This window comes from Pandoraea sp. PE-S2T-3, from assembly GCF_002179965.1.
In the GTDB taxonomy this organism is placed as follows: Bacteria; Pseudomonadota; Gammaproteobacteria; order Burkholderiales; family Burkholderiaceae; genus Pandoraea.
In genome coordinates, this window is the sequence record NZ_NGUQ01000035.1 from 287,324 (window position 1) to 306,608 (window position 19,285).

At 64.4% G+C, this 19,285-nt stretch carries 15 protein-coding genes and 1 pseudogene; 7 read left to right on the plus strand and 9 right to left on the minus strand.

Annotated elements, in window-relative coordinates; translation table 11 throughout:
• Window positions 1-111 precede the first annotated feature (111 nt).
• On the plus strand, window positions 112-960 hold the full coding sequence (locus CDV46_RS21755) for an SDR family NAD(P)-dependent oxidoreductase (protein WP_087686918.1): 849 nt from the start codon (window positions 112-114) through the stop codon (window positions 958-960).
• Window positions 961-980: 20 nt separating this feature from the next.
• Here the strand turns inward: CDV46_RS21755 and CDV46_RS21760 are convergent, their stop codons facing one another.
• Entirely contained in the window at window positions 981-1,937 is a 957-nt protein-coding gene (locus CDV46_RS21760; protein ID WP_087686917.1) for a LysR family transcriptional regulator, read from the minus strand.
• A gap of 314 nt (window positions 1,938-2,251) precedes the next feature.
• On the opposite strand from CDV46_RS21760, the pseudogene CDV46_RS21765 reads away from it, so the two are divergent.
• The 4 genes and pseudogenes from CDV46_RS21765 (at window position 2,252) to CDV46_RS21780 (ending at window position 7,052) form a co-directional block, all read left to right on the plus strand.
• Window positions 2,252-3,561: pseudogene (locus tag CDV46_RS21765) on the plus strand (MFS transporter).
• Entirely contained in the window at window positions 3,558-4,337 is a 780-nt protein-coding gene (locus CDV46_RS21770) for an SDR family NAD(P)-dependent oxidoreductase (protein ID WP_087724918.1), read from the plus strand. Before CDV46_RS21765 ends, CDV46_RS21770 begins: the two are co-directional and overlap by 4 nt.
• Before the next feature lie 48 nt (window positions 4,338-4,385).
• Complete coding sequence (gene ilvD, locus CDV46_RS21775; protein ID WP_087724920.1) at window positions 4,386-6,125, plus strand: dihydroxy-acid dehydratase; 1,740 nt, start codon at window positions 4,386-4,388, stop codon at window positions 6,123-6,125.
• A gap of 3 nt (window positions 6,126-6,128) precedes the next feature.
• Window positions 6,129-7,052, plus strand: a complete 924-nt coding sequence (locus CDV46_RS21780; protein WP_087724922.1) for an NAD(P)-dependent oxidoreductase — start codon at window positions 6,129-6,131, stop codon at window positions 7,050-7,052.
• A 101-nt stretch (window positions 7,053-7,153) separates the two neighbouring features.
• Here the strand turns inward: CDV46_RS21780 and CDV46_RS21785 are convergent, their stop codons facing one another.
• The 3 genes from CDV46_RS21785 to CDV46_RS21795 form a co-directional block, all read right to left on the minus strand.
• Window positions 7,154-8,758: an ABC transporter substrate-binding protein gene (locus CDV46_RS21785; RefSeq protein ID WP_058378009.1), complete on the minus strand. Its 1,605-nt coding sequence runs from the start codon at window positions 8,756-8,758 to the stop codon at window positions 7,154-7,156.
• Window positions 8,759-8,942: 184 nt separating this feature from the next.
• Complete coding sequence (locus CDV46_RS21790) at window positions 8,943-9,797, minus strand: hypothetical protein (RefSeq protein ID WP_140413453.1); 855 nt, start codon at window positions 9,795-9,797, stop codon at window positions 8,943-8,945.
• 282 nt (window positions 9,798-10,079) lie between these two features.
• Window positions 10,080-10,832, minus strand: coding sequence for an IclR family transcriptional regulator (locus tag CDV46_RS21795; protein WP_371328733.1), 753 nt, complete (start codon window positions 10,830-10,832; stop codon window positions 10,080-10,082).
• A 497-nt stretch (window positions 10,833-11,329) separates the two neighbouring features.
• Between CDV46_RS21795 and CDV46_RS21800 the strand changes: the two genes are divergently transcribed.
• Window positions 11,330-13,723 (plus strand): cytochrome P450/oxidoreductase, encoded by a 2,394-nt coding sequence (locus tag CDV46_RS21800; RefSeq protein ID WP_087724925.1) that lies wholly within the window; start codon window positions 11,330-11,332, stop codon window positions 13,721-13,723.
• A 35-nt stretch (window positions 13,724-13,758) separates the two neighbouring features.
• On the opposite strand, the gene CDV46_RS21805 is transcribed toward CDV46_RS21800, so the two are convergent.
• Window positions 13,759-14,211 (minus strand): hypothetical protein, encoded by a 453-nt coding sequence (locus CDV46_RS21805; RefSeq protein ID WP_087724927.1) that lies wholly within the window; start codon window positions 14,209-14,211, stop codon window positions 13,759-13,761.
• 103 nt (window positions 14,212-14,314) lie between these two features.
• Window positions 14,315-14,845, minus strand: coding sequence for a GbsR/MarR family transcriptional regulator (locus CDV46_RS21810; protein ID WP_058378005.1), 531 nt, complete (start codon window positions 14,843-14,845; stop codon window positions 14,315-14,317).
• 117 nt (window positions 14,846-14,962) lie between these two features.
• On the opposite strand from CDV46_RS21810, the gene CDV46_RS21815 reads away from it, so the two are divergent.
• The gene (locus CDV46_RS21815; RefSeq protein WP_087724929.1) at window positions 14,963-15,394 is read left to right on the plus strand and encodes a thiol-disulfide oxidoreductase DCC family protein; all 432 of its coding nucleotides are present in this window, start codon (window positions 14,963-14,965) and stop codon (window positions 15,392-15,394) included.
• 48 nt (window positions 15,395-15,442) lie between these two features.
• On the opposite strand, the gene CDV46_RS21820 is transcribed toward CDV46_RS21815, so the two are convergent.
• The 3 genes from CDV46_RS21820 to CDV46_RS21830 form a co-directional block, all read right to left on the minus strand.
• Window positions 15,443-16,657, minus strand: a complete 1,215-nt coding sequence (locus CDV46_RS21820; protein ID WP_087724931.1) for a multidrug effflux MFS transporter — start codon at window positions 16,655-16,657, stop codon at window positions 15,443-15,445.
• A gap of 149 nt (window positions 16,658-16,806) precedes the next feature.
• Window positions 16,807-18,162 (minus strand): MFS transporter, encoded by a 1,356-nt coding sequence (locus CDV46_RS21825; protein WP_087686907.1) that lies wholly within the window; start codon window positions 18,160-18,162, stop codon window positions 16,807-16,809.
• Window positions 18,163-18,469: 307 nt separating this feature from the next.
• Window positions 18,470-19,132 (minus strand): cysteine dioxygenase, encoded by a 663-nt coding sequence (locus CDV46_RS21830; RefSeq protein ID WP_087724934.1) that lies wholly within the window; start codon window positions 19,130-19,132, stop codon window positions 18,470-18,472.
• Window positions 19,133-19,285 lie beyond the last annotated feature (153 nt).

A 19,285-nucleotide genomic window follows, 5' to 3' on the forward strand; every position in this document is an offset into this window, starting at 1 on the left:
TCATTGGCCAGCGTCATGCAGCAACTCCGCTACTGGCGTCATTGCGAACCACGCGGCCAACGCACTCAGTCACGCACTCGACTTGTTACTCATTCGCATAGGAAATTCATCATGTCGCACGCCACAGTCAACACCACAGCCACTCCCTCACACGCACCGGGCACCGCCCTCGTGACCGGCGCGTCCTCCGGCATCGGCGCTATTTATGCCGACCGTCTTGCCCGTCGCGGCCACGATCTGATTCTCGTGGCCCGCAACACCGGCCGCCTGCGCGAAGTCGCCCAACGCATTCAGGCCGAAACCGGCCGCCACGTCGACATCCTCAGCGCCGATCTCGGCACCCGTGAAGGACAGGCCCGGGTGGAAGCCCGCTTGCGCGAAGACGCCCGCATCGACACGCTCGTCAACAACGCCGGCTTCGGTGCCGTTGCGCCGCTGCTGCAAGCCGACGTCGAACAAATGAACACGATGATCGACGTCAACGTGACCGCCCTCACCCGCCTCACCTATGCCGCCGTGCCGGGTTTTGTCGCGCGCGGGCGCGGCACGATCATCAATATTGCGTCGATCGTTGCCATCGCGCCCGAGCTGCTCAACGGCGTCTACGGCGCAAGCAAGGCCTTCGTGCTCACGCTGTCGCAATCGCTGCATCACGAGTTGGCGGATAAAGGCGTGCGCGTGCAGGCGGTTCTGCCCGGCGCCACGGTGACGGAATTCTGGGATGTGGCGGGCAAGCCGCACGGCGAGTTGCCGCAGGAATGGCTGATGTCGTCGCAAGACTTGGTCGACGCCGCGCTGGCCGGACTCGATCAGGGGGAAATCGTCACCATTCCGCCGTTGCAGGACGGTGCCGAGTGGACCGCCCACGAAGCCTCGCGCCGTTCGCTCTCGCAGCACCTCGGGCATGGCACGCCGGGGGCGCGCTATGGCGTGAAACGCGCCGCGCTGGCGACGGCTTAAGCACCCGGCAAAGGCACCGCTCAACCCGCCTCGATCAATTCGGCCGACGATTCGCGCAGACAAGCGGCAAAGAGTTGCGCGGCGGGTGTGGTGGTGTCTTCGCGCCAGTACAGGATTGCCTCGCCCAGCGGGGCCAGCGGCGGCAGCGGCAACACGCGCATGCTGCCCCGCTGCACGTAACGGCGAGCCAGCGAGAGCGGCAGGATCGAGACAAAATCGCCGCCGCGCAGTAACGACAGATTCAACGCCAGAGAACTCGATTCGATGGCCGGATGTTGCAGCGTCACGCCGTGCTCGGCCAGCATTTCGACCATCGTGGCGAAGGCAGGCGAGCCGCGCATCGGGGTGATCCAGCGCACGTCATGCAGGTCGTCCCAACTGACCACCGTATCGGGGCCGCCCAACGCGTGGCGGGCGCCCACCACAAAGACGAACGGCTCGTGATGCAACGACTCGTGGCGCATCACCGGCAAATGCCCGGCCACGCGATTGCGCCCCAGCGCGAGGTCGAGATTGCCCTCGTCCATCATCTTGAGCAGCCGGTCGAGCGTGGCTTCGACAAACGAAAACGATGCCGTCGGTGCGCGCCGGGTAAACAACTCAACGGCGTGGGCGATGAGCGGTTGGGGAATCGTCACCACGGCACCGAAGCGCACGTGGCCTGCCGTCCCCGCAGTCAGCGCGCTCACATCGCGCCGCGCGAGTTCGATCTGCCGCAGTATTTCCGTGCCCCGCTCCACGAGCACGCGCCCGATGCCTGTCAGCTCAACCGCGTTGCCAACCCGTTGCACGACCGGTGCGCCCAGCGCCTCTTCCACTTCGGCAATCTGCTTGGAGATAGCTGGCTGCGTCACGTGGAACGCCGCAGCCACCCGCGTCACCTGGCGCAACTCGCCCAACGTCACCAGAATGCGCAGATGGCCAAGCTTCAGGCCGCTGCGAAAGAAGCGCTCGATGGTGTTGTCGGTCGTTGCCACGGCAGATGCCTCGCGAGATCGGTGAACGCCGCCCCTTGGCGGCAAAAGAATGGCACAAGCGCCGACATCATAACCAAACGGTAATGCCGCAGGGTGAAAGTGTGATTTGCGGGGAGCGCGTGCCTGACATTACCCTTTCAGCGAGCAGCGCTGTCGTGCAGGGCTTTTGACGGCATTCAGCGGACGTCTCCCGCTTCCCGGGAGCTTCCGCGATGTCGAACAAACCACCTCACCTCGCATAACCTGATGCGCGAACACCACGCTGCCAGATAACTCGACGTGCCCTACGGCACGCGTCCACGGAGACAACACCCATGAGCACGTCCCTGAGCGGCGGCGCAAGCGCAGCCGTCGACCCGGTGCAACGCGATGCGTTGTATCGCAAGCTGACCTGGCACATCATCCCGTTCCTCTTTCTCGCCTTCATCGTCGCCTACATCGACCGCGTGAACGTGAGCTTCGCCAAGCTGGAAATGCTCGCCGACCTGTCGCTGTCCGAGACGGTCTATGGCGCGGGCGCCGGTGTGTTCTTCCTCGGGTATTTCATTTTTGAAGTGCCCAGCAATCTGATCCTGCATCGTGTGGGCGCGCGTATGTGGATCGCCCGCATCATGGTCACGTGGTCGATCATCTCGTGCCTGACCATGTTCACGCAGGGGCCGGTGTCGTTCTATGTGCTGCGCTTCCTGCTCGGCGTGGCCGAAGCCGGCTTCTTCCCGGCATCGTGCTGTATCTGTCGAAGTGGTTCCCGTCGAGCAAGCGCTCGCAGATCATCGCGCTGTTCATGGTGGCCATTCCCGTGTCGGGTGCCATCGGCGGCCCGCTGTCGGGGTGGATCATGCAGCACTTCGGCGGCGTGCAGGAGCTGGCCGGCTGGCAGTGGCTGTTTCTGATCGAAGGGCTCGCCTCGCTCGTCGTCGGCATCGCAGCATTCTTCGTGCTGCAAGACCGCATCGAAACCGTGAAGTGGCTCTCCGCTGAAGAGAAGCGTCTGCTCGCCGCCGACCTCGCCGCCGATGACCGCACGCGCGCGCATCACAGCGTGCGGCAAGTCTTCGGCAGCGGCAAAGTGTGGATGCTCGGCCTGCTGTACTTCTGCATCGCCATGGGCAACTACGGGCTGGTGTTCTGGCTGCCGACGATGATTCGCGCGGCGGGCGTCGCCAATCTCGGCAATATCGGGCTGCTCTCGGCAGTGCCTTCGTTGATCAGCGCGGTCGCGATGATTCTGGTCGCACGTCATGCGGACCGCCGCAACGAGCGCCGCCTTCACGTCGCCATTTGCTGCCTGCTTGGCGCGGCGGGCATGCTCGCGTCGGTGCTGCTGGCACAACATCTCTGGTGGTCGATGGCGGCACTCGTCGTGGCCGCCATCGGCATCAACTCCATCGCGCCGGTGTTCTGGGGCATTCCCACGGCGATGATGGGTGGCGCAGGCGCTGCCGCCGCCATCGCCCTGATCAACTCGACCGGCAATCTCGCGGGCTTCGTCAGCCCGTATGTCATCGGTTTTCTCAAAGACAGTACCGGCCAGTTGCTGCCGGGCATGATCGTGCTGGCGTGCGCGTTGGTGGCAGGCGCCATCCTCGTGATGACGCTCAAGCCGCAACGGAGTCACGCATGAGTTTTCCCGTTTGTCTCGTCACCGGTGCCGCCACCGGCATCGGTGCCGCCACCGCGTTGCGCTTTGCCCGTGACGGCTGGGCCGTGGCCATCAACAATTTCGACGACAGCACGCGAGACGCCGCCGAGACCGTGGCCGCGCAATGCCGCGACGCGGGCGCGCAGGCGCTCGTCGTCGATGCCGATGTGGCCGACGACAGCGCCTGCCGCCGCATGGTGGCGCGTGTCGCCGAGCAGTGGGGCCGTCTCGATGCGCTCGTCAACAGCGCAGGCACCACGCGCGTGATTGCCCACAGCGATCTCGAAGCCATCGATGCCGACGAGTTCGAGCGGATTTATCGCGTGAATCTCATCGGCATGTTCCAGATGACGCGCGCCGCCACGCCGTTGCTGCGCGAGAGCGCTTCGGCGGCCCGGTCGAGCGCCGTCATCAACATTTCGTCGCTGGCGTCGCTCAATGGCACGGGGTCGTCGATTGCCTATGCGGCGTCCAAAGGTGCGGTCAATTCGCTGACGTTATCGCTGGCACGCAATCTCGCCCCGCAAGTCCGCGTGAATGCCATTGCCCCCGGCATGGTCGACGACGGTCTGCTGCGCCGCGTGCTGGGCGACGAAGCCTACGGGCGCGTGGTCGACGGCATGCGCGAGAACGCGCCGCTCAAGCGGGTATCGCAACCGGCGGAAATCGCCGAATTGGCGTGGTTCCTCGCCGCCCATGCGCCGGCCATGACCGGGCAGGTGCTCGCGATCGAAAACGGCCTGCTGCTCAATACCTGAGCCTGAGCATGACGGCGCCACAGCCCCCACAGAACAACAGGACTCCCCATGACTGATCTGCACAAACACCGTTCGCGCACGGTCACCGAAGGCATTACGCGCACACCGCACCGCGCTTTCCTGCGCGCCACCGGTCTTGACGACGAGGCCATCGACAAGCCGTTTGTCGCCATTGTCGACACCTTCGGCGAGAACACGCCCTGCTCCATGTCGCTCGGCCAGATCTCCGACAACGTTCGGCTCGGCGTCGCGGCGGGTGGCGGTGTACCGATTCGCGGGTCCGCGATCTCGGTCTCCGACGGCACGTCGATGAACCATTCCGGCATGCGCTTCTCGCTGGTCTCGCGCGAAACCATTGCCGACAGCGTGGAATTGTTCGTGCGCGCGCACTGCTACGACGCGCTCGTGGGCGTGGCCGGCTGCGACAAGACGCTGCCGGGCATTCTGATGGGCATGGTGCGAGTGAACGTGCCCGGCGTCTTTCTCTTTGGCGGCGCCATGCTGCCGGGCGTCGCACCGGATGGTACGCAGGCCACCATTCTCACCGCCATCGAAGCCGTGGGCGCGGCGCAGCGTGGCGATATGTCGCTCGATACCCTGCGTGGCATCGAAAAGCGCTGCACGCCGACTGCCGGGTCGTGTCCGGGACAGTTCACCGCGAACACCATGGCGATGGTTGCGGAAGTGCTGGGACTTGCGCCGCTGGGCTCGGCGATGGTGCCGGCCGTGTACAGCGAGCGCATCGCCATCGCCCGCCGCGCGGGTGAAAACGTCATGCGCGCGCTGCGCAATGGCGGGCCGCTGCCGCGCGATCTGGTCACGCGCAAGAGCCTCGAAAACGCCTGCGCTGCCGTGGCCGCCACCGGTGGCTCGACCAACGCGATGCTGCATATCCCCGCCATCGCACACGAGGCCGGCATTTCATTCACGCTCGACGACGTCTCCGAAGTACTGGCGCGCACGCCCCTCATCGGCGACATGCAGCCGGGCGGGCGCTATCTGGCCGTTGATCTGCATCATGTGGGCGGTGTGCCGGCCGTGCTGAACGCGCTGCTGGCCGGTGGTCACATTCACGGCGACACGCTCACGCAAAGCGGCGAAACGCTCGAAGCCGCACTGCGCGCTTTCCCTGGCCCCGATGGGCGCGTGGTGAAACCGCACACGGAACCGCTGTCACCCAATGCGGGGCTGGTCGTGCTGCGCGGCAATCTCGCGCCGGACGGCGCCGCACTCAAGACCGCCGGGCTCAAGCAGTTGGTGTTCTCGGGCACGGCACGCGTTTTCGAAACGGAAGAAGACTGCATGGCCGTGGTCGCGGCAGGCACCTATCGCGAAGGGGACGTGCTGGTGATTCGCAACGAAGGGCCGAAGGGCGGCCCCGGCATGCGCGAGATGCTTAGCGTTACGGCGGCCATCTACGGGCAAGGCATGGGCGAGAAGGTGGCGTTGCTCACCGACGGCCGGTTCTCGGGGGCGACGCGAGGCATGTGCATCGGCTATGTCGGCCCGGAGGCGGCCGCTGGCGGGCCAATTCGTCTGCTGCGCGATGGCGACCGCATCCATATCGACGCGATCAAGGGTAAGCTCGACGTCGAACTCTCCGACGACGAACTAGCCGCCCGCGCGGCCGGCACCAAGCCATTCGTGCGCGGCCGCCTCGGCGGTGTGCTCGAGAAGTACGAAGCGCTGGTGCGTCCGGCCAAGCTCGGTGCCGTCACGCACTCGGGTGCGGTCGAATGGCCCTACGAAGCGTCGATCGGGGAGACGCCAACCACCGCCAAGGAATAACGCATGGAATCGAAGCATCCCCTACGAGTCGGGTTCTGCGGCATCGGCCGCATGGGCGAGCCGATGGTGCAACGGCTGCTGGCCGCCGGGCACGACGTCGCCATCTGGAACCGGTCCGCCGCCAAGCTGACCGCACTGACCACGGCGGGCGCGCGCGCCTGCGATAGCCCGCAGACGCTCGGCGAGCAGGTCGACATTGCCCTGCTGTGTCTGGGCGACGGCAAGGCGGTGGAAGACGTGGTGTTTGGCGAGCACGGGCTCGTGCACGCAGCCAAGCCCCCGCGTTATCTCGTCGATCACTCCACGCTGTCACCGGCGCTCACGCGCTCATTGGCGGCACGCTGGACGGAAGCGACGGGCAACGTCTGGATCGATGCCCCGGTCTCTGGCGGCACCGGGGGTGCAGAAGCCGGCACATTGGCGGTGATGGCCGGTGGCGCGGCAGATGCCGTGGACGCCGTGACGCCGACGTTGCGGGCGTTCTCGGCACGAGTGACGCGCATGGGCGACGTGGGTGCCGGGCAAACCACCAAGCTCGCCAATCAGGCCATCGTTGCCACCACGCTGGCCGGGCTCGCTGAAGCGTTCGTGCTCGCCAAGCGCAACGGTATCGATACGGGCGCAGTGCCGTCAGCCCTGTTCGGCGGCTGGGCCGACTCGGTGTTGATGCAAACGCTCTGGCCGCGGATGGTCACGCCGCCCGATCACGCGACCGGCACGGTCCGGGTCATACTCAAAGACCTGGATGCGATTGCCGAACTGGCCGACACGAGTGCGACCGTGCAACGGGTGATTCCCGAAGTCCGCCGTCTGCTGCAAGACGCTGCCGATCGCGGCATGGCCGATGCCGATCTCTCACAGATTTTCCGAATCGCAGAGGAAGAGAGTGAAGCGGAGAATCACGCAGAGGGTCAGCGCGGAAATTGATGAAAAAAGAACCGCCGCGCTGATTCGGATGACTTCGAGTCAGCGCGGCGGTTCGGTCTTACTGCGCAGTGCTACCGGCGTAGCGCTGCGGCTTTAGCTGCTTACTTCGCTTCCACGTTGGCAAAGTATTGACGGCCGAACGGGCTGACCTGATAGCCCGTCACCCCGGCGCGCGTGATCACTGCGGCGTTCGGATGGGCCAGCGGAATCCACAGCGCATCGTCCTTGATCACCTTCTGTGCGGCCTGATACTTGACCGTACGAGCGGCGATATCGTGCGTGCGCTTGCCATCTGCAATCAGCTTGTCCAGATTGCTGTCGCAAAAGCGTGCGAAGTTCGTGCCCGACGTCACTGCGGCGCAGCTGAATTGCGGCGTCAGGAAGTTGTCCGGGTCGCCATTGTCGCCCGACCAGCCCATGAACAGCAGGTCGTGCTCACCCGCCTTGCCGCGACGAATCAACTCACCCCACTCCACCGTGCGAATCTGTGCGCGCACGCCGATCTTCGCCAGATCGGCCTGCAACATCTCGGCGCCCACCTTCGGATTCGGGTTGAGCAGACTGCCGCTCGGACGCGTCCAGATCGTCGTATCGAAGCCGTTCGGGAAGCCGGCATCGGCCAGCAGCTTCTTCGCCTTCTCGATGCTGTGCGGATAGTCGGCGACGTTCTTCGCATAGCTCCACGTATTCGGCGGATAGACATTCACCGCCGGGGTCGCCGTGCCTTCGAAGACCTGCTTCACGTAGCTCGGCTTGTCGAACGCCATGTTCAGTGCCTGACGCACACGCTTGTCGTCGAGCGGCTTGTGCTGCGTGTTGATCGCGACGAAGGCCGTCATGAACGCCGGCGTTTCCACCACTTTCAGCGCCTTGTCGCTGCGAGCCGCCTGCACATCGAGCGGCTTCGGCGAGAGGGCAATCTGGCACTCGCCGACCTTCACCTTCTGCGCACGCACGGCGGCGTCCGGCACGATGGTGTAGATCAACTGGTCGGAAGCCGGCTTGCCCGCGAAGTACGCCTTGTTGGCATCGAAGCGCACGATCGCGTCTTTCTGATAACTACGGAAAACGAACGGCCCCGTGCCGATCGGGCGGGCATTCAGGTCATCCGTCTTGTTGGTCGCGACCAGCTTGTCGGCGTATTCGGCCGAATAGATCGAAGCGAAGCCCATCGACAGCATCGACAGGAACGTGGCGTCGGGTTCCGACAGCGTGAAGCGCACCGTGTCGGCATCGACCTTCTGCACCGACTTGATGAGCTTGGGCAGCGACAGCGATTGTGCGTGCGGGAAACCCGACGGCGTGAGCTTGTGCCACGGCGCGTCCGGGTTGAGCATGCGGTCGAACGTGAACACCACGTCGTCGGCGTTGAGCGCACGCGTCGGCTTGAAGTCCGCATTGCTATGGAATGCGACGTTCGGGCGCAGCGTGAACGTGTAGGTGAGGCCATCAGGGCTCACTTCCCACTTCGTTGCGAGACTCGGCACCACCTTGGCCTGTGCGGCGTCGAATTCGACGAGGCGGTTGAACACCGTATCGGCCGACGCGTTGGTCGTGGTGAGCGAGTTGTATCGCACCACGTCGAAGCCTTCAGGGCTGGCTTCAGTACAGACCGTGAGGGCTTTGGCGTGAGCCGCGAGCGGAATCAGCGGCAGGGAAAGAACCGTTAGGACAGCAGCGAGCGTATGACGATAGCGACGGCGCATGAGCTTCTTCTCCAGGAAGTCGATGACGGGATGGCACAACAACGGGGCAGAATAGCGCAAATTCCCGCGGGCTGCCGATGCCGCCCTCGCCCCCGCTACCGCCATCACGTTTCACCACGCCTGTCATACCCGCCAGACTCACCCGCCACACTCACCGTCAAGAGATGAAGCCGCCGGCTATCGCTCAGTTCTGCCAACCAAAGCCACGCATGCGATGCACGATCGTGTCGCGTGCGGCCACCACCGTCAGGCGCGAGCCGACGGAAATATCGTAGAGATAGCGCGTGCGCCCCGCGTAGGGCACGCTCACGTAAGGGTGCGCAAGCAGCGGCACGTTGGCGCCTGACGCGAGCGATTCGCCCTCGCCTGCCAGTCGCGCCAGACACAGTCGGTGGGCAGCGTCGCGCGCCACCGCGAAGGGGTCTTGCGAAGCCAGCACCTCGCTGTCGTCGGCGATCTCCGCGACCGCGCCGACGGGCGCATGCGCGGCGAGAGCCAGCGGCCCGTGACCGAGGGCGACAAACAGCCAGAGGCCTGCATGCGCCATGTCGATCCACACCTTGCCGTGCGGGCTGTCGCATTCGAAGGAGGAAACCCCGGGCGTCGCCGCGGGGACTGGGGCGGCGGCGGGCGTGCAGCGAAACCAGCGGCCGAAGATCCAGCGCAGCGCGATACGTTCCGACATGAAGCGGTGGCGCATTTGGGTACGCGGCAGACGGCGGGCCAGCGCATGCTCGGCGGGCGAGAGCCATGTCGCGCCGTCGTCCGGCCCGCCGACGGCGGCCCCGGTGGCACCGAACGGGCGGCCGGCCAGTAAAAAGCGCCAGAGCCAGAGTTCGTCGCCTTCACATTGCGGCGATTGCCTATTGGCGGGGCCGACTTCCCCGTCGATTGCGTCGCTACTGGCAAGCGCCCGGTGGCGGGCGCCGCCGGACACCTTGCGCGCGCCTTGCCCGAACTCACCAAGCGGCACGTAGGTCAACGCGGGAGATGGAATCGACAACACGCGAGGCGTGAGATCGACGGTACGTTTCAACATGAGCATTTGCGACCTCCACGGGCGAGGTCTCCGATGACGGCCAGCGCGGCTTCATGTCATCGTCGGCCATTCATTAGGTTGATTCCGATAATTGTTAATGAGAATCATTATCAAATGATAGCACGTGCGTCCACGCGATGCAGGTCACAAAACCCTCAAAAACAATAGGAAACGCCCTAGATAGACGTCATGCCCCGATGGGGGCATGCGGTGCTGGGATGGCGGGAACTGGGGCGACAGCGCCGAGGGGACGATGCCCCCGGGCCGCTTAAACGCTGGCGATCAGGCGCTGGCAGGCAGCGGTGGCCGGTAGCCGAGCGCGTGACTGGCGGCGAGTGCTTCGCGGCGAACCGCTTCCCCGATGGGGCTATCGAGGCGTGGGTCGAAGCCGCCGGTGGCGCCCAGAGCCGTGATCACGCCCACGAGGCGGCCGTCGTAATTGAACACGGGCGCAGCCAGCGCGCTGATACCGGTCAGGTTCGTATCGCGAACACTGGCCCCTTGCGCCGTACGCACCGATTGGCGAAGCGTGCCGATCGGATCAACCGGATCGAGTTGGGCGCGATGTTCCGGCGTCGCGTTGGCGAGTTCGGCCTCGGCCATCGCCAGCACTTGGGGATCGTCCAGCAGACCGAGGAACACGCGGCCGGCGGCCGACCAGAGGACCGACATCACCGAGCCGATGCGCACGTTGATCGTCACCGGCAGCCCGGGTTCTTCAAAGCGCACGATCGTCGGGCCTTTATTCCCCATCACCGCGATGAAGCACGTGACTTCGAACGACTCGCGCAGCCGGACTAGTGCTGGCTCTGCGGCACGCACCGGATCGGCCTGCCGCATCGCGGCCACACCGATCAGCATCGCTTCGAGGCCCAGATGGTAATGCTGAGAATCCGTGTCCTGCGCGACGAGCCCCTCTTCCACCAGACTCATCAGATACCGGTGCACCTTCGCCGGACTTTGCTGGACGTACTGCGCCAGCACCGTGAGGCTCGCGCGTCCGCCCAGTCTGGCGAGGCCCTTGAGCACCACCATGCCGGTCTCGGCGGATTGCACGCGCTGGCGCCGGCCGCGCTCGCGCGGAGCATCGCTGTCGGCGCCCGCAGCACCGGAAGCAGCGGAAAGCGTGGCCGCGCTACGCGGTCGGCCGGCGGTGGGTCGTTTGTTTGTTGTCATCGGCGAGATTTTATGACGCAATGCCGCGTCGTCCGACGTCATGAGACGTAGAGGTTAACCCCAGTCCACTTATTTACGCAATGCGTATTATATTTACGCTTAATAGATTTACAGAATGCGAACGTCCGTCTGCCGACGAAAAGGTGACGTAAGAGAACGTATCGCATCGAGCTGAGGAGACGTCCCCGCCTTGCGCGCGTGCCGTAGGTAACCGCGATGACGATGATGGCTGAGCCGTGTGTCATGTGTCATGCGCTGGGCCGAACCGGCGACGCTCCTCTACACTTGTTTGATTGCGTGTGACGTCGCAGGCCGTAAGTTGGCGACGCCGCACTGGACCCAGAGAGCGTGACCGGATGAGCCAAAGCACTTCCCCCAATACCGAAGCTAACGAAGCTAACGCAGCCGAAGCCGCGCGCGCCGCTGGCTGCCCGTTCCATCAGGCACCGGCGGCCTCGCCTGCTGCCACCGTCGCACCGAACGGCTGCCCCATCAGTGCCCGCGCCGCCGAGTTCGATCCGTTCGAAGACGGCTATCAGCAAGACCCGCCCGAGTACGTGCGCTGGGCGCGCGATCAGGAGCCGGTGTTCTACAGCCCCAAGCTCGGCTACTGGGTGGTCACGCGCTACGACGACATCAAGGCCATCTTCCGCGACAACCTGACCTTCAGCCCGTCGATTGCGCTTGAGAAGATCACGCCGACCGGCCCCGAAGCCAACGCCGTGCTCGCGTCGTACGGCTTCGCGCTCAACCGCACCCTCGTGAATGAAGACGAGCCCGCACACATGCCGCGCCGTCGCGTGCTGATGGAGCCGTTCACGCCGGAGCATCTCAAGCATCACGAACCGCTCGTGCGCCAACTGGCCCGCGAGTATGTCGATCGCTTCATCGACGATGGCCGTGCCGACCTCGTCGACCAGATGCTGTGGGAAGTGCCGCTGACCGTCGCCCTGCACTTTCTCGGCGTGCCCGAAGAAGACATGGACAAGCTGCGCGAGTATTCCATCGCGCACACCGTCAACACGTGGGGACGTCCGAAGCCCGAAGAACAGGTGGCCGTCGCACACGCCGTCGGTAATTTCTGGCAACTGGCGGGCAAGATTCTCGACAAGATGCGCCAGCAGCCGGACGGCCCGGGCTGGATGCAATACGGAATTCGCAAGCAGAAGGATTACCCCGAAGTCGTCACCGACTCCTACCTGCATTCCATGATGATGGCGGGCATCGTCGCCGCGCACGAGACCACGGCCAACGCCACCGCCAACGCGATGAAGCTGCTGTTGCAGCATCCGGACGTCTGGCGCGAAATCTGCGAAGACCCGTCGCTGATTCCCAATGCGGTGGAAGAATGCCTGCGCCACAACGGCTCCGTGGCCGCGTGGCGACGGCTTGCCACGAAGGACGTCACCATCGGCGGCATCGACATCGCGGCGGGTTCGAAGCTGCTTATCGTCACGTCGTCGGCCAATCACGACGAAGGCCACTTCGCCGACGCCGACTTGTTCGACATTCGCCGCGAGAACGCGAGCGATCAGCTCACCTTCGGCTACGGTTCGCACCAGTGCATGGGCAAGAACCTTGCGCGTATGGAAATGCAGATCTTCCTCGAAGAGTTCACGCGCCGTCTGCCGCATATGAAGCTGTCTGAACAGCAGTTCTCGTATGTGCCGAACACATCGTTCCGTGGCCCCGAGCACGTGTGGGTCGAGTGGAATCCGGCGATGAACCCGGAACGCACCGACCCGTCGGTGCTGACGAACCACTCGCCGGTGCGCATTGGCGAGCCGTCGGGTCATAGCGTGACGCGTCCGGTCGTGGTCGAGTCCGTGACGCCCGTTGCCGAAGGCATCGTGAAGCTGCGTCTGGTTGCCCCCGATGGGCGTGCCATGCCACGCTGGGCCCCGGGGTCGCACATCGATATCGAGTGCGGCGACACGGGCCTGTCGCGTCAATACTCGCTGTGCGGTGACCCGGCAGACGCGGGTGCGTTCGAGATCGCCGTGCTGCACGAGCCGGAAGGCCGGGGCGGTTCGAACTGGGTGCACACCCGGTTGCAAACCGGCGACCGCCTGCGCCTTCGCGGTCCGCGCAATCACTTCCGTCTGGATGAAACGACGCCACGCGCCATCTTTGTCGCCGGGGGCATCGGCGTGACGCCGATCGCTGCGATGGCACGTCGTGCGAAGGCGCTGGGCATCGATTACGAGATTCACTACAGCGGCCGCAGCCGCCGCACCATGGCGCTCATCGACGAGCTTCAGGCTCAGCACGGCGAACGTCTGCATCTGTGGGTCAAGGACGAAGGCCAGCGCGCCGATTACGCGAATTTGCTTGCGGCACCGCGCGCCGACACGCAGGTCTATGCCTGTGGCCCGGTGCGCATGCTCGACGGTCTGGCCGAGTGCTGCGCGCATTGGCCGGAAGACACCCTGCGCGTCGAACACTTCCAGTCGCAACTGGGCACGCTCGATCCGGAGAAGGAACACGCGTTCGAAGTCACGCTGAAGGATTCGGGCATTACGGTGATGGTGCCGGCCGATCAGACGCTGCTGACTGCACTGCGTGCCGCCAACATCGACGTGCAGAGTGACTGCGAAGAAGGCTTGTGCGGTTCGTGCGAAGTGCAGGTGCTTGAGGGTAATGTCGACCACCGCGACGTGGTGCTCACCCGCGCAGAGCGCGATGCGAACACGAAGATGATGTCGTGCTGCTCGCGCGCCTGCGGGAAGAAGCTGGTGCTGGCGCTGTAATAGAGACGGCGCAGGTCTCGGGCACGCCCAGCGGTTTATTGCTGGGCGCGCTGCGACATCGGCACTGGAACTGGGGAGGGGGCCGGGGCCGGGCCCGAGGTCAACGCCGGGACCGGGGCGGGCGCCAGACTCTCCGTTTGCGCCTTGGCGCCCGGCTTCGGCAAGTAGCGGCGCACCGTCGAGGCAATGATCCAGACGCCCAGCAACAAACCGATCACCGTGAAAAAGCTTGCGCCGCGTATCAGGTTGACCGCGCACTCAACGGCATCCAGTCGACAGACCCTGCCCGGCGAGACCAGCAGCACCAGAAAGAGCGGCAACGCCACCAGCAACACCATACAGATTCGCACCCAGAAATCAGCACGCTCGCGGGTACCGCACAGATCCGTGAGCACTCTGCCAAGCACCGGGCCAAGGTATCGGGTCACCAACAACCCGCTGGTCATGGGAATCACCAAAGACAAGGCGAAGAAAAGCATCGATTGCATTTCACACCTCCTACAGTAATTTCTGTATAAACAGAAATATTGAAGTAAAAAAATGCGGACGACCCTCTGATGTTTCGCCCGCCGGTCTACCTGCCTCTCTGCTTTACGACTTCTTGCGCCGCACCGTGCGGCTGATCTTCGCGCCCACGCCCAGTGTCTTCATCAGTGTCTCGGGCTTGAGCCGCAGCATCTCGTCCGACCACGTCGTGAGTGTTTCGAGAAAGTCCAGCGTATCGCGCATGCGCTGCTCGGTTTCGCGGCTTTCTGCCGACATCTCGGGGCTCATCAGCGTGTCGCGCAACATCGTCAACGTGGGATCGATTTCACGCTGGCGCCGCCCTTCCACGATCAGTTTGAACAACTCCCAGATGTCGGTCGACGTCTCGAAATGCTCCCGGCGATCTCCCAGCACGTGCACCGTGCGCACGAGCCGCCACGACTGAAGCTCCTTGATACTCGTGCTCACGTTGGAGCGCGCCACCTGAAGCGTGTCGGTAATTTCGTCCGCAGGGACGGGCCGTCCGGCCAGATAAAGCAGCGCATGAATCTGCGCCACAGTCCGGTTGACGCCCCAGCGCGAACCCATCTCGCCCCAGTGCAGAATGAATCGTTCAGTGATCGGTGTGAGTTCCATGGACTCAAATCTAGACATTACGGAAATTTCTGTCAAGACAGAAATTTCATCTTGACGACGGCGTCGTTGCGGCCTAATTTCGTTAATGACAGAAACAAATGAAATCGGAGGTTTGCGATGGGCGCTACGGCACTGACGGTGTACTTCGACGGCAATTGTCCAATCTGCGTGAGGGAAATCGGACAACTGCGCGCCAGAGATCGGGCAAAGAGATTGGCGTTCGTGGATATTTCCGCGCCGGCGTTCGACCCCGCACCACTCGGCGTGAGTCTCTCCGCACTCAATGCGCAGATGCATGCGTGGGACGCCGAGGGGGCGTGTCTGATCGGCATCGATGCCATCTTCGCCGCCTACACGCTGACCGGACGCGGCTGGCTGGTGGCACCGTTGCGGGTTCCTGCGCTGCGGTCTGCGGCGCGCGTGCTCTACCGCCTGTTTGCGCGCAACCGCCTTCGCGTCTCCCGGTGGCTTGGGGTACGCGCCGCGCCCGATTGCGTGGATGGCACCTGTGCTACCAAGGTCTATGGCGATCCGCGCCGTAAGCCCTAGGCCGTAAGCCGCCAGCGGCGGCGGCTTGATGTCGCGATCAACGCACCGTCACGCCGCCGCGCGCTTGCCCGGCAACATCAGCAGCATCGACACCAATGCCAGCAACGCGAAGGCGCACATGACAGTGGCCAGCGGTCGCGGCGAGCCGTCATTGAGCACGCCGAGCAGCGCACCCGCAGCGAAACCGAAACCGTACTGCACGCTGCCGACCAGCGCGGCCGCCGCACCCGCGCGTGTCGGGTGGTTCGCCATCGCCCCGGCCACCGAATTCGCAGTAATGATGCCGCGCAGCGACATGAACAGGAACAACAGCGCCACCATCAACGGCAGGATCGCCATGCCCAGCCACGCCGTCGCGCACAGCACCGACGTCACCACCGCGCAACCGATGATGCCGGCCCGCATCAGGCGATAGGACCCGATCTGCCCGACGCGGCGCGAGTTGAACATCGTCATCGAGGCCATACCGACGATGTTGATACCGAACAGCACGCCGAAGAATTGCGGCGACACGTGGAAGTACTCCATGTACACCAGCGGCGTGCCGGTGATGTACGTGAACGATGCGCCGAACACTGCACCGCCCGCCACCATGTAGCCGACGAAATGCTTGTCGCGCAGCAGATGCCAATACGACATGACGATGGCACGCGGGCCGCCCACCGTGCGCGCATGCACCGCGCCGGTTTCCGGCAAACGCCACAACGCCAGCATGGCCACCACGCCAAACACCGCAAGAATTCCGAAGATCACCCGCCACGTCGTAAAGCGCAGCAACTGGCCGCCCAGCAGCGGCGCCACAATCGGTGCCACGCTCATCACGAGCAACATGATCGAAAACGCGCGGGCGCTGTTTCGTGCGCCGTACACATCGCGCACGATCGCCTGTGCAATGACCGGCATCGCGCAGCCGCCGAGCGCCTGCACGAAACGCCACATCATCATGTGATCGATGGTGTCGGAGAATGCGCAGCCCACGCTGCCGAAGATATAGAGCGCGATGCCCGCAGCCATCGGCCAGCGCCGCCCGAAGCGATCCGCCAGCGGCCCCCAGAGCAGTTGCCCGAACGCAAACCCCAGAAAGAAATACGAGAGCGTGAGCTGCGCGGCCGCCGCACTCGCGCCAAGTTCGTGGCGCATCGTCACCAGCCCCGGCAGATACATATCTGTCGACGCCGGGGCAATCATCATGAACAAGCCAAGAATGCCCAGCAATACACGCTCGGTCGGCAAGGCGGGAGAGAGTTCGGACGTCTGTGTCATTTTTCGTTTTAGTTATAACGTGCTGATAGCGTGCTCGAGACGCGGTGCAAAAAGCACAACGCCCGCCATGATACCGCTGGCGGGCGTTGAGCCACGTTACCTTGCGCTCAATTTCAAGCGCACGGACACGGCAGAAGAACCATCACGACTTAGCTCGCCGTCGCAGCGCGCATCTTGCCGCCGTCGCCGCGTTGCATGCGGGCAATCGCCAGCACACCGATGAGCGAGATGCAGGCCGGCACGGCTGCCGCCAGGAACAGCGACGACGACGACCATTGCAGGTGCATCAGCGCACCGCCCAGCACCGGGCCCAGCACCGAGCCGATGCGGCCGACGCCGAGGCTCCAGCCGATACCCGTCGAGCGCAGCGACGTCGGGTAGTACGTCGCGGCCAAGGCGTTGAGCGCCGGCTGACCACCGATGATCGAGAAGCCCGCGAAGAAGATCGCCGCGAACACCGCCACCATCGACACCATCACCGCCGGATTGCCGATCGCTGCCGTCGCCGCAATCGCGATCAGGAACGTGACGGCCAGCACGCTCGTGAAGCCCACGCGGTCGATCACACGGCCCAACAGCAACGTGCCGATCACGCCGCCCGTCCACAACGCCGTGCCGGCCATGACCGCCACCTGCGTCGAATAACCGGCGTCGCGAATCACCGTCGGCAGCCAGTTCGACAGGAAGTACATGTCGAGCAGGTTCGCGAAGTTGATGACCCACAGCAGCAGCGTCATCCGCGCGCGGCCATCCTTGAACAACTCGATGAACGGCACGCCCTTGGCCTTCTGCTCGTCGAGCACGAAGCGGGCGTCAGCCGGCAGATTCGCCGACGGTGCCACGCGCTGCAATTGCTTGCGAATGCGCGCCGCGTCGCTCTTCTTGAACATCAGGAACTGAATCGACTCCGGCAGCGAGGCCCACATCAGGAAGCCGAGCACCAGCGGAATCGCGCCGCCGATGAAGAACACCGCGCGCCAGCCCAGACTCGGGATGATCGCCGCCGTGATCAGGCCGCCAACCACGCCACCCAGCGTAAAGCCGCACGACACCATCATCATCAGCGAGACGCGAATGCGGCGCGGGCTGTATTCGCCTGCCAGTGCCATCGCATTCGGCATGATGCAGCCCAGACCCAGGCCCGCCGCAAAACGCCAGACGACGAGCTCGGTAATCGAATTGGCAAAGCCCGTGACGATCATGCACACGGCAAAGAACAGGGTGGCGCCGATCAGCACCGGACGGCGGCCCAGCTTGTCAGCCAGCGCCGAGAACGTGAGCGAGCCCACCAGCATGCCGAACAGCCCCGCGCCAAACACCGGCGAGAGCGTTTCCTTCGCGATACCCCACTCGCGAATCACCACCGGGGCCACATAGCCCATGGCCTGCACGTCGAAACCATCGACCACCAGACACATGGCGCACAGCGCAATCACCCACCACTGATAACCGCCCAGACGGCTTTCGTCGATCAGCGCGCCGACATTCACTTCTGCTGCTTTCATCCTGTCTCCAAACGTTCTTGTCACTGCGTCCCGGTCGATGCGCCGGCTGGTGTTGTCTCTGCCGTGCGCCGGGCACCTCGCCGCGCCGGTAGGCGGGCGAAGCATTTCATGCGTCGGGTCGAAGGACGGGCACGGCAAATCCTCACACGCATGAAATTACGCTTTGCGGAAGTTTATATCGCCGAACGTAATTCGATGCTTGGTGTTAACACTTAGATTCTCAAGGCAAATGGCGAACGGATTCGCCGGCGGGCAAGCCGTCGGGGAATCCATCGAGAACGCTGAATTGGCAGGCTGGAAGACGCGCTCAGCGCGCGACGAGATTGGGGCTGTCGGGATTGGCGTAGCCGGAGATGAAGCTGCGGCGGGTGCCGTCCGGCAAGTACACGGCGCGCTCCACCCGGCCGATGTCCGCACCATAGACGTGGATGCTGATCGACGCGCGATCATCGAAGGCGTTGCGCACTTGATGAATGTCGCCGAGCGAGGGGGAAACGGCTTCGACGGTGCCGGGCGAGAGCCGGACCGGGTCACCGGCCGACACCAGCTGCCCGTCGCCGGCACGGGCGAACGGCAGCGAATCTTCGGCCCCGCGCAGCATGCCGATCAGCCCCCAGACCGTGTGGTCGTGCACGGGCGTCGACTGCCCCGGCCCCCAGACAAAACTCACCACACTGAAGCGAGCCTGCGGGTCGACATAGAGCCGGTATTGCGTATAACGCGCCGGATCGGGGCGTGTGTATTCCTCGGGAAGCCAGGTGTCGTCGGCGATCAGCGCCGCCAACGCGGCACGCCCCTCGGCCACGATCGTGGGCTCATCGGGCTGGCGATCGACCAACGCCGTCAGGGTGGCGACGAACGTCTGCAAGGGCGCCAGCGCATCGGCACGTGTGCCGGGCAACGGCGCGGGTCCGCGGGAGATCGGCGCGACGGCAGTGTGATTGCCCCACTTTCTAGCGTTGGAAGACATTGGATACCTCTCCTCGAAGACGGTCGGCGGTAGCGGCAGTAACGGCGGTAGCGGCGGTAGCTGCGGTAACGCGCTGCCCGGACTTTGTGGTTTTTCTCCATCCCCCGCACGGGAAATGGCTCGGCTGACGCACCTGAGAGGTATATCAGGCGT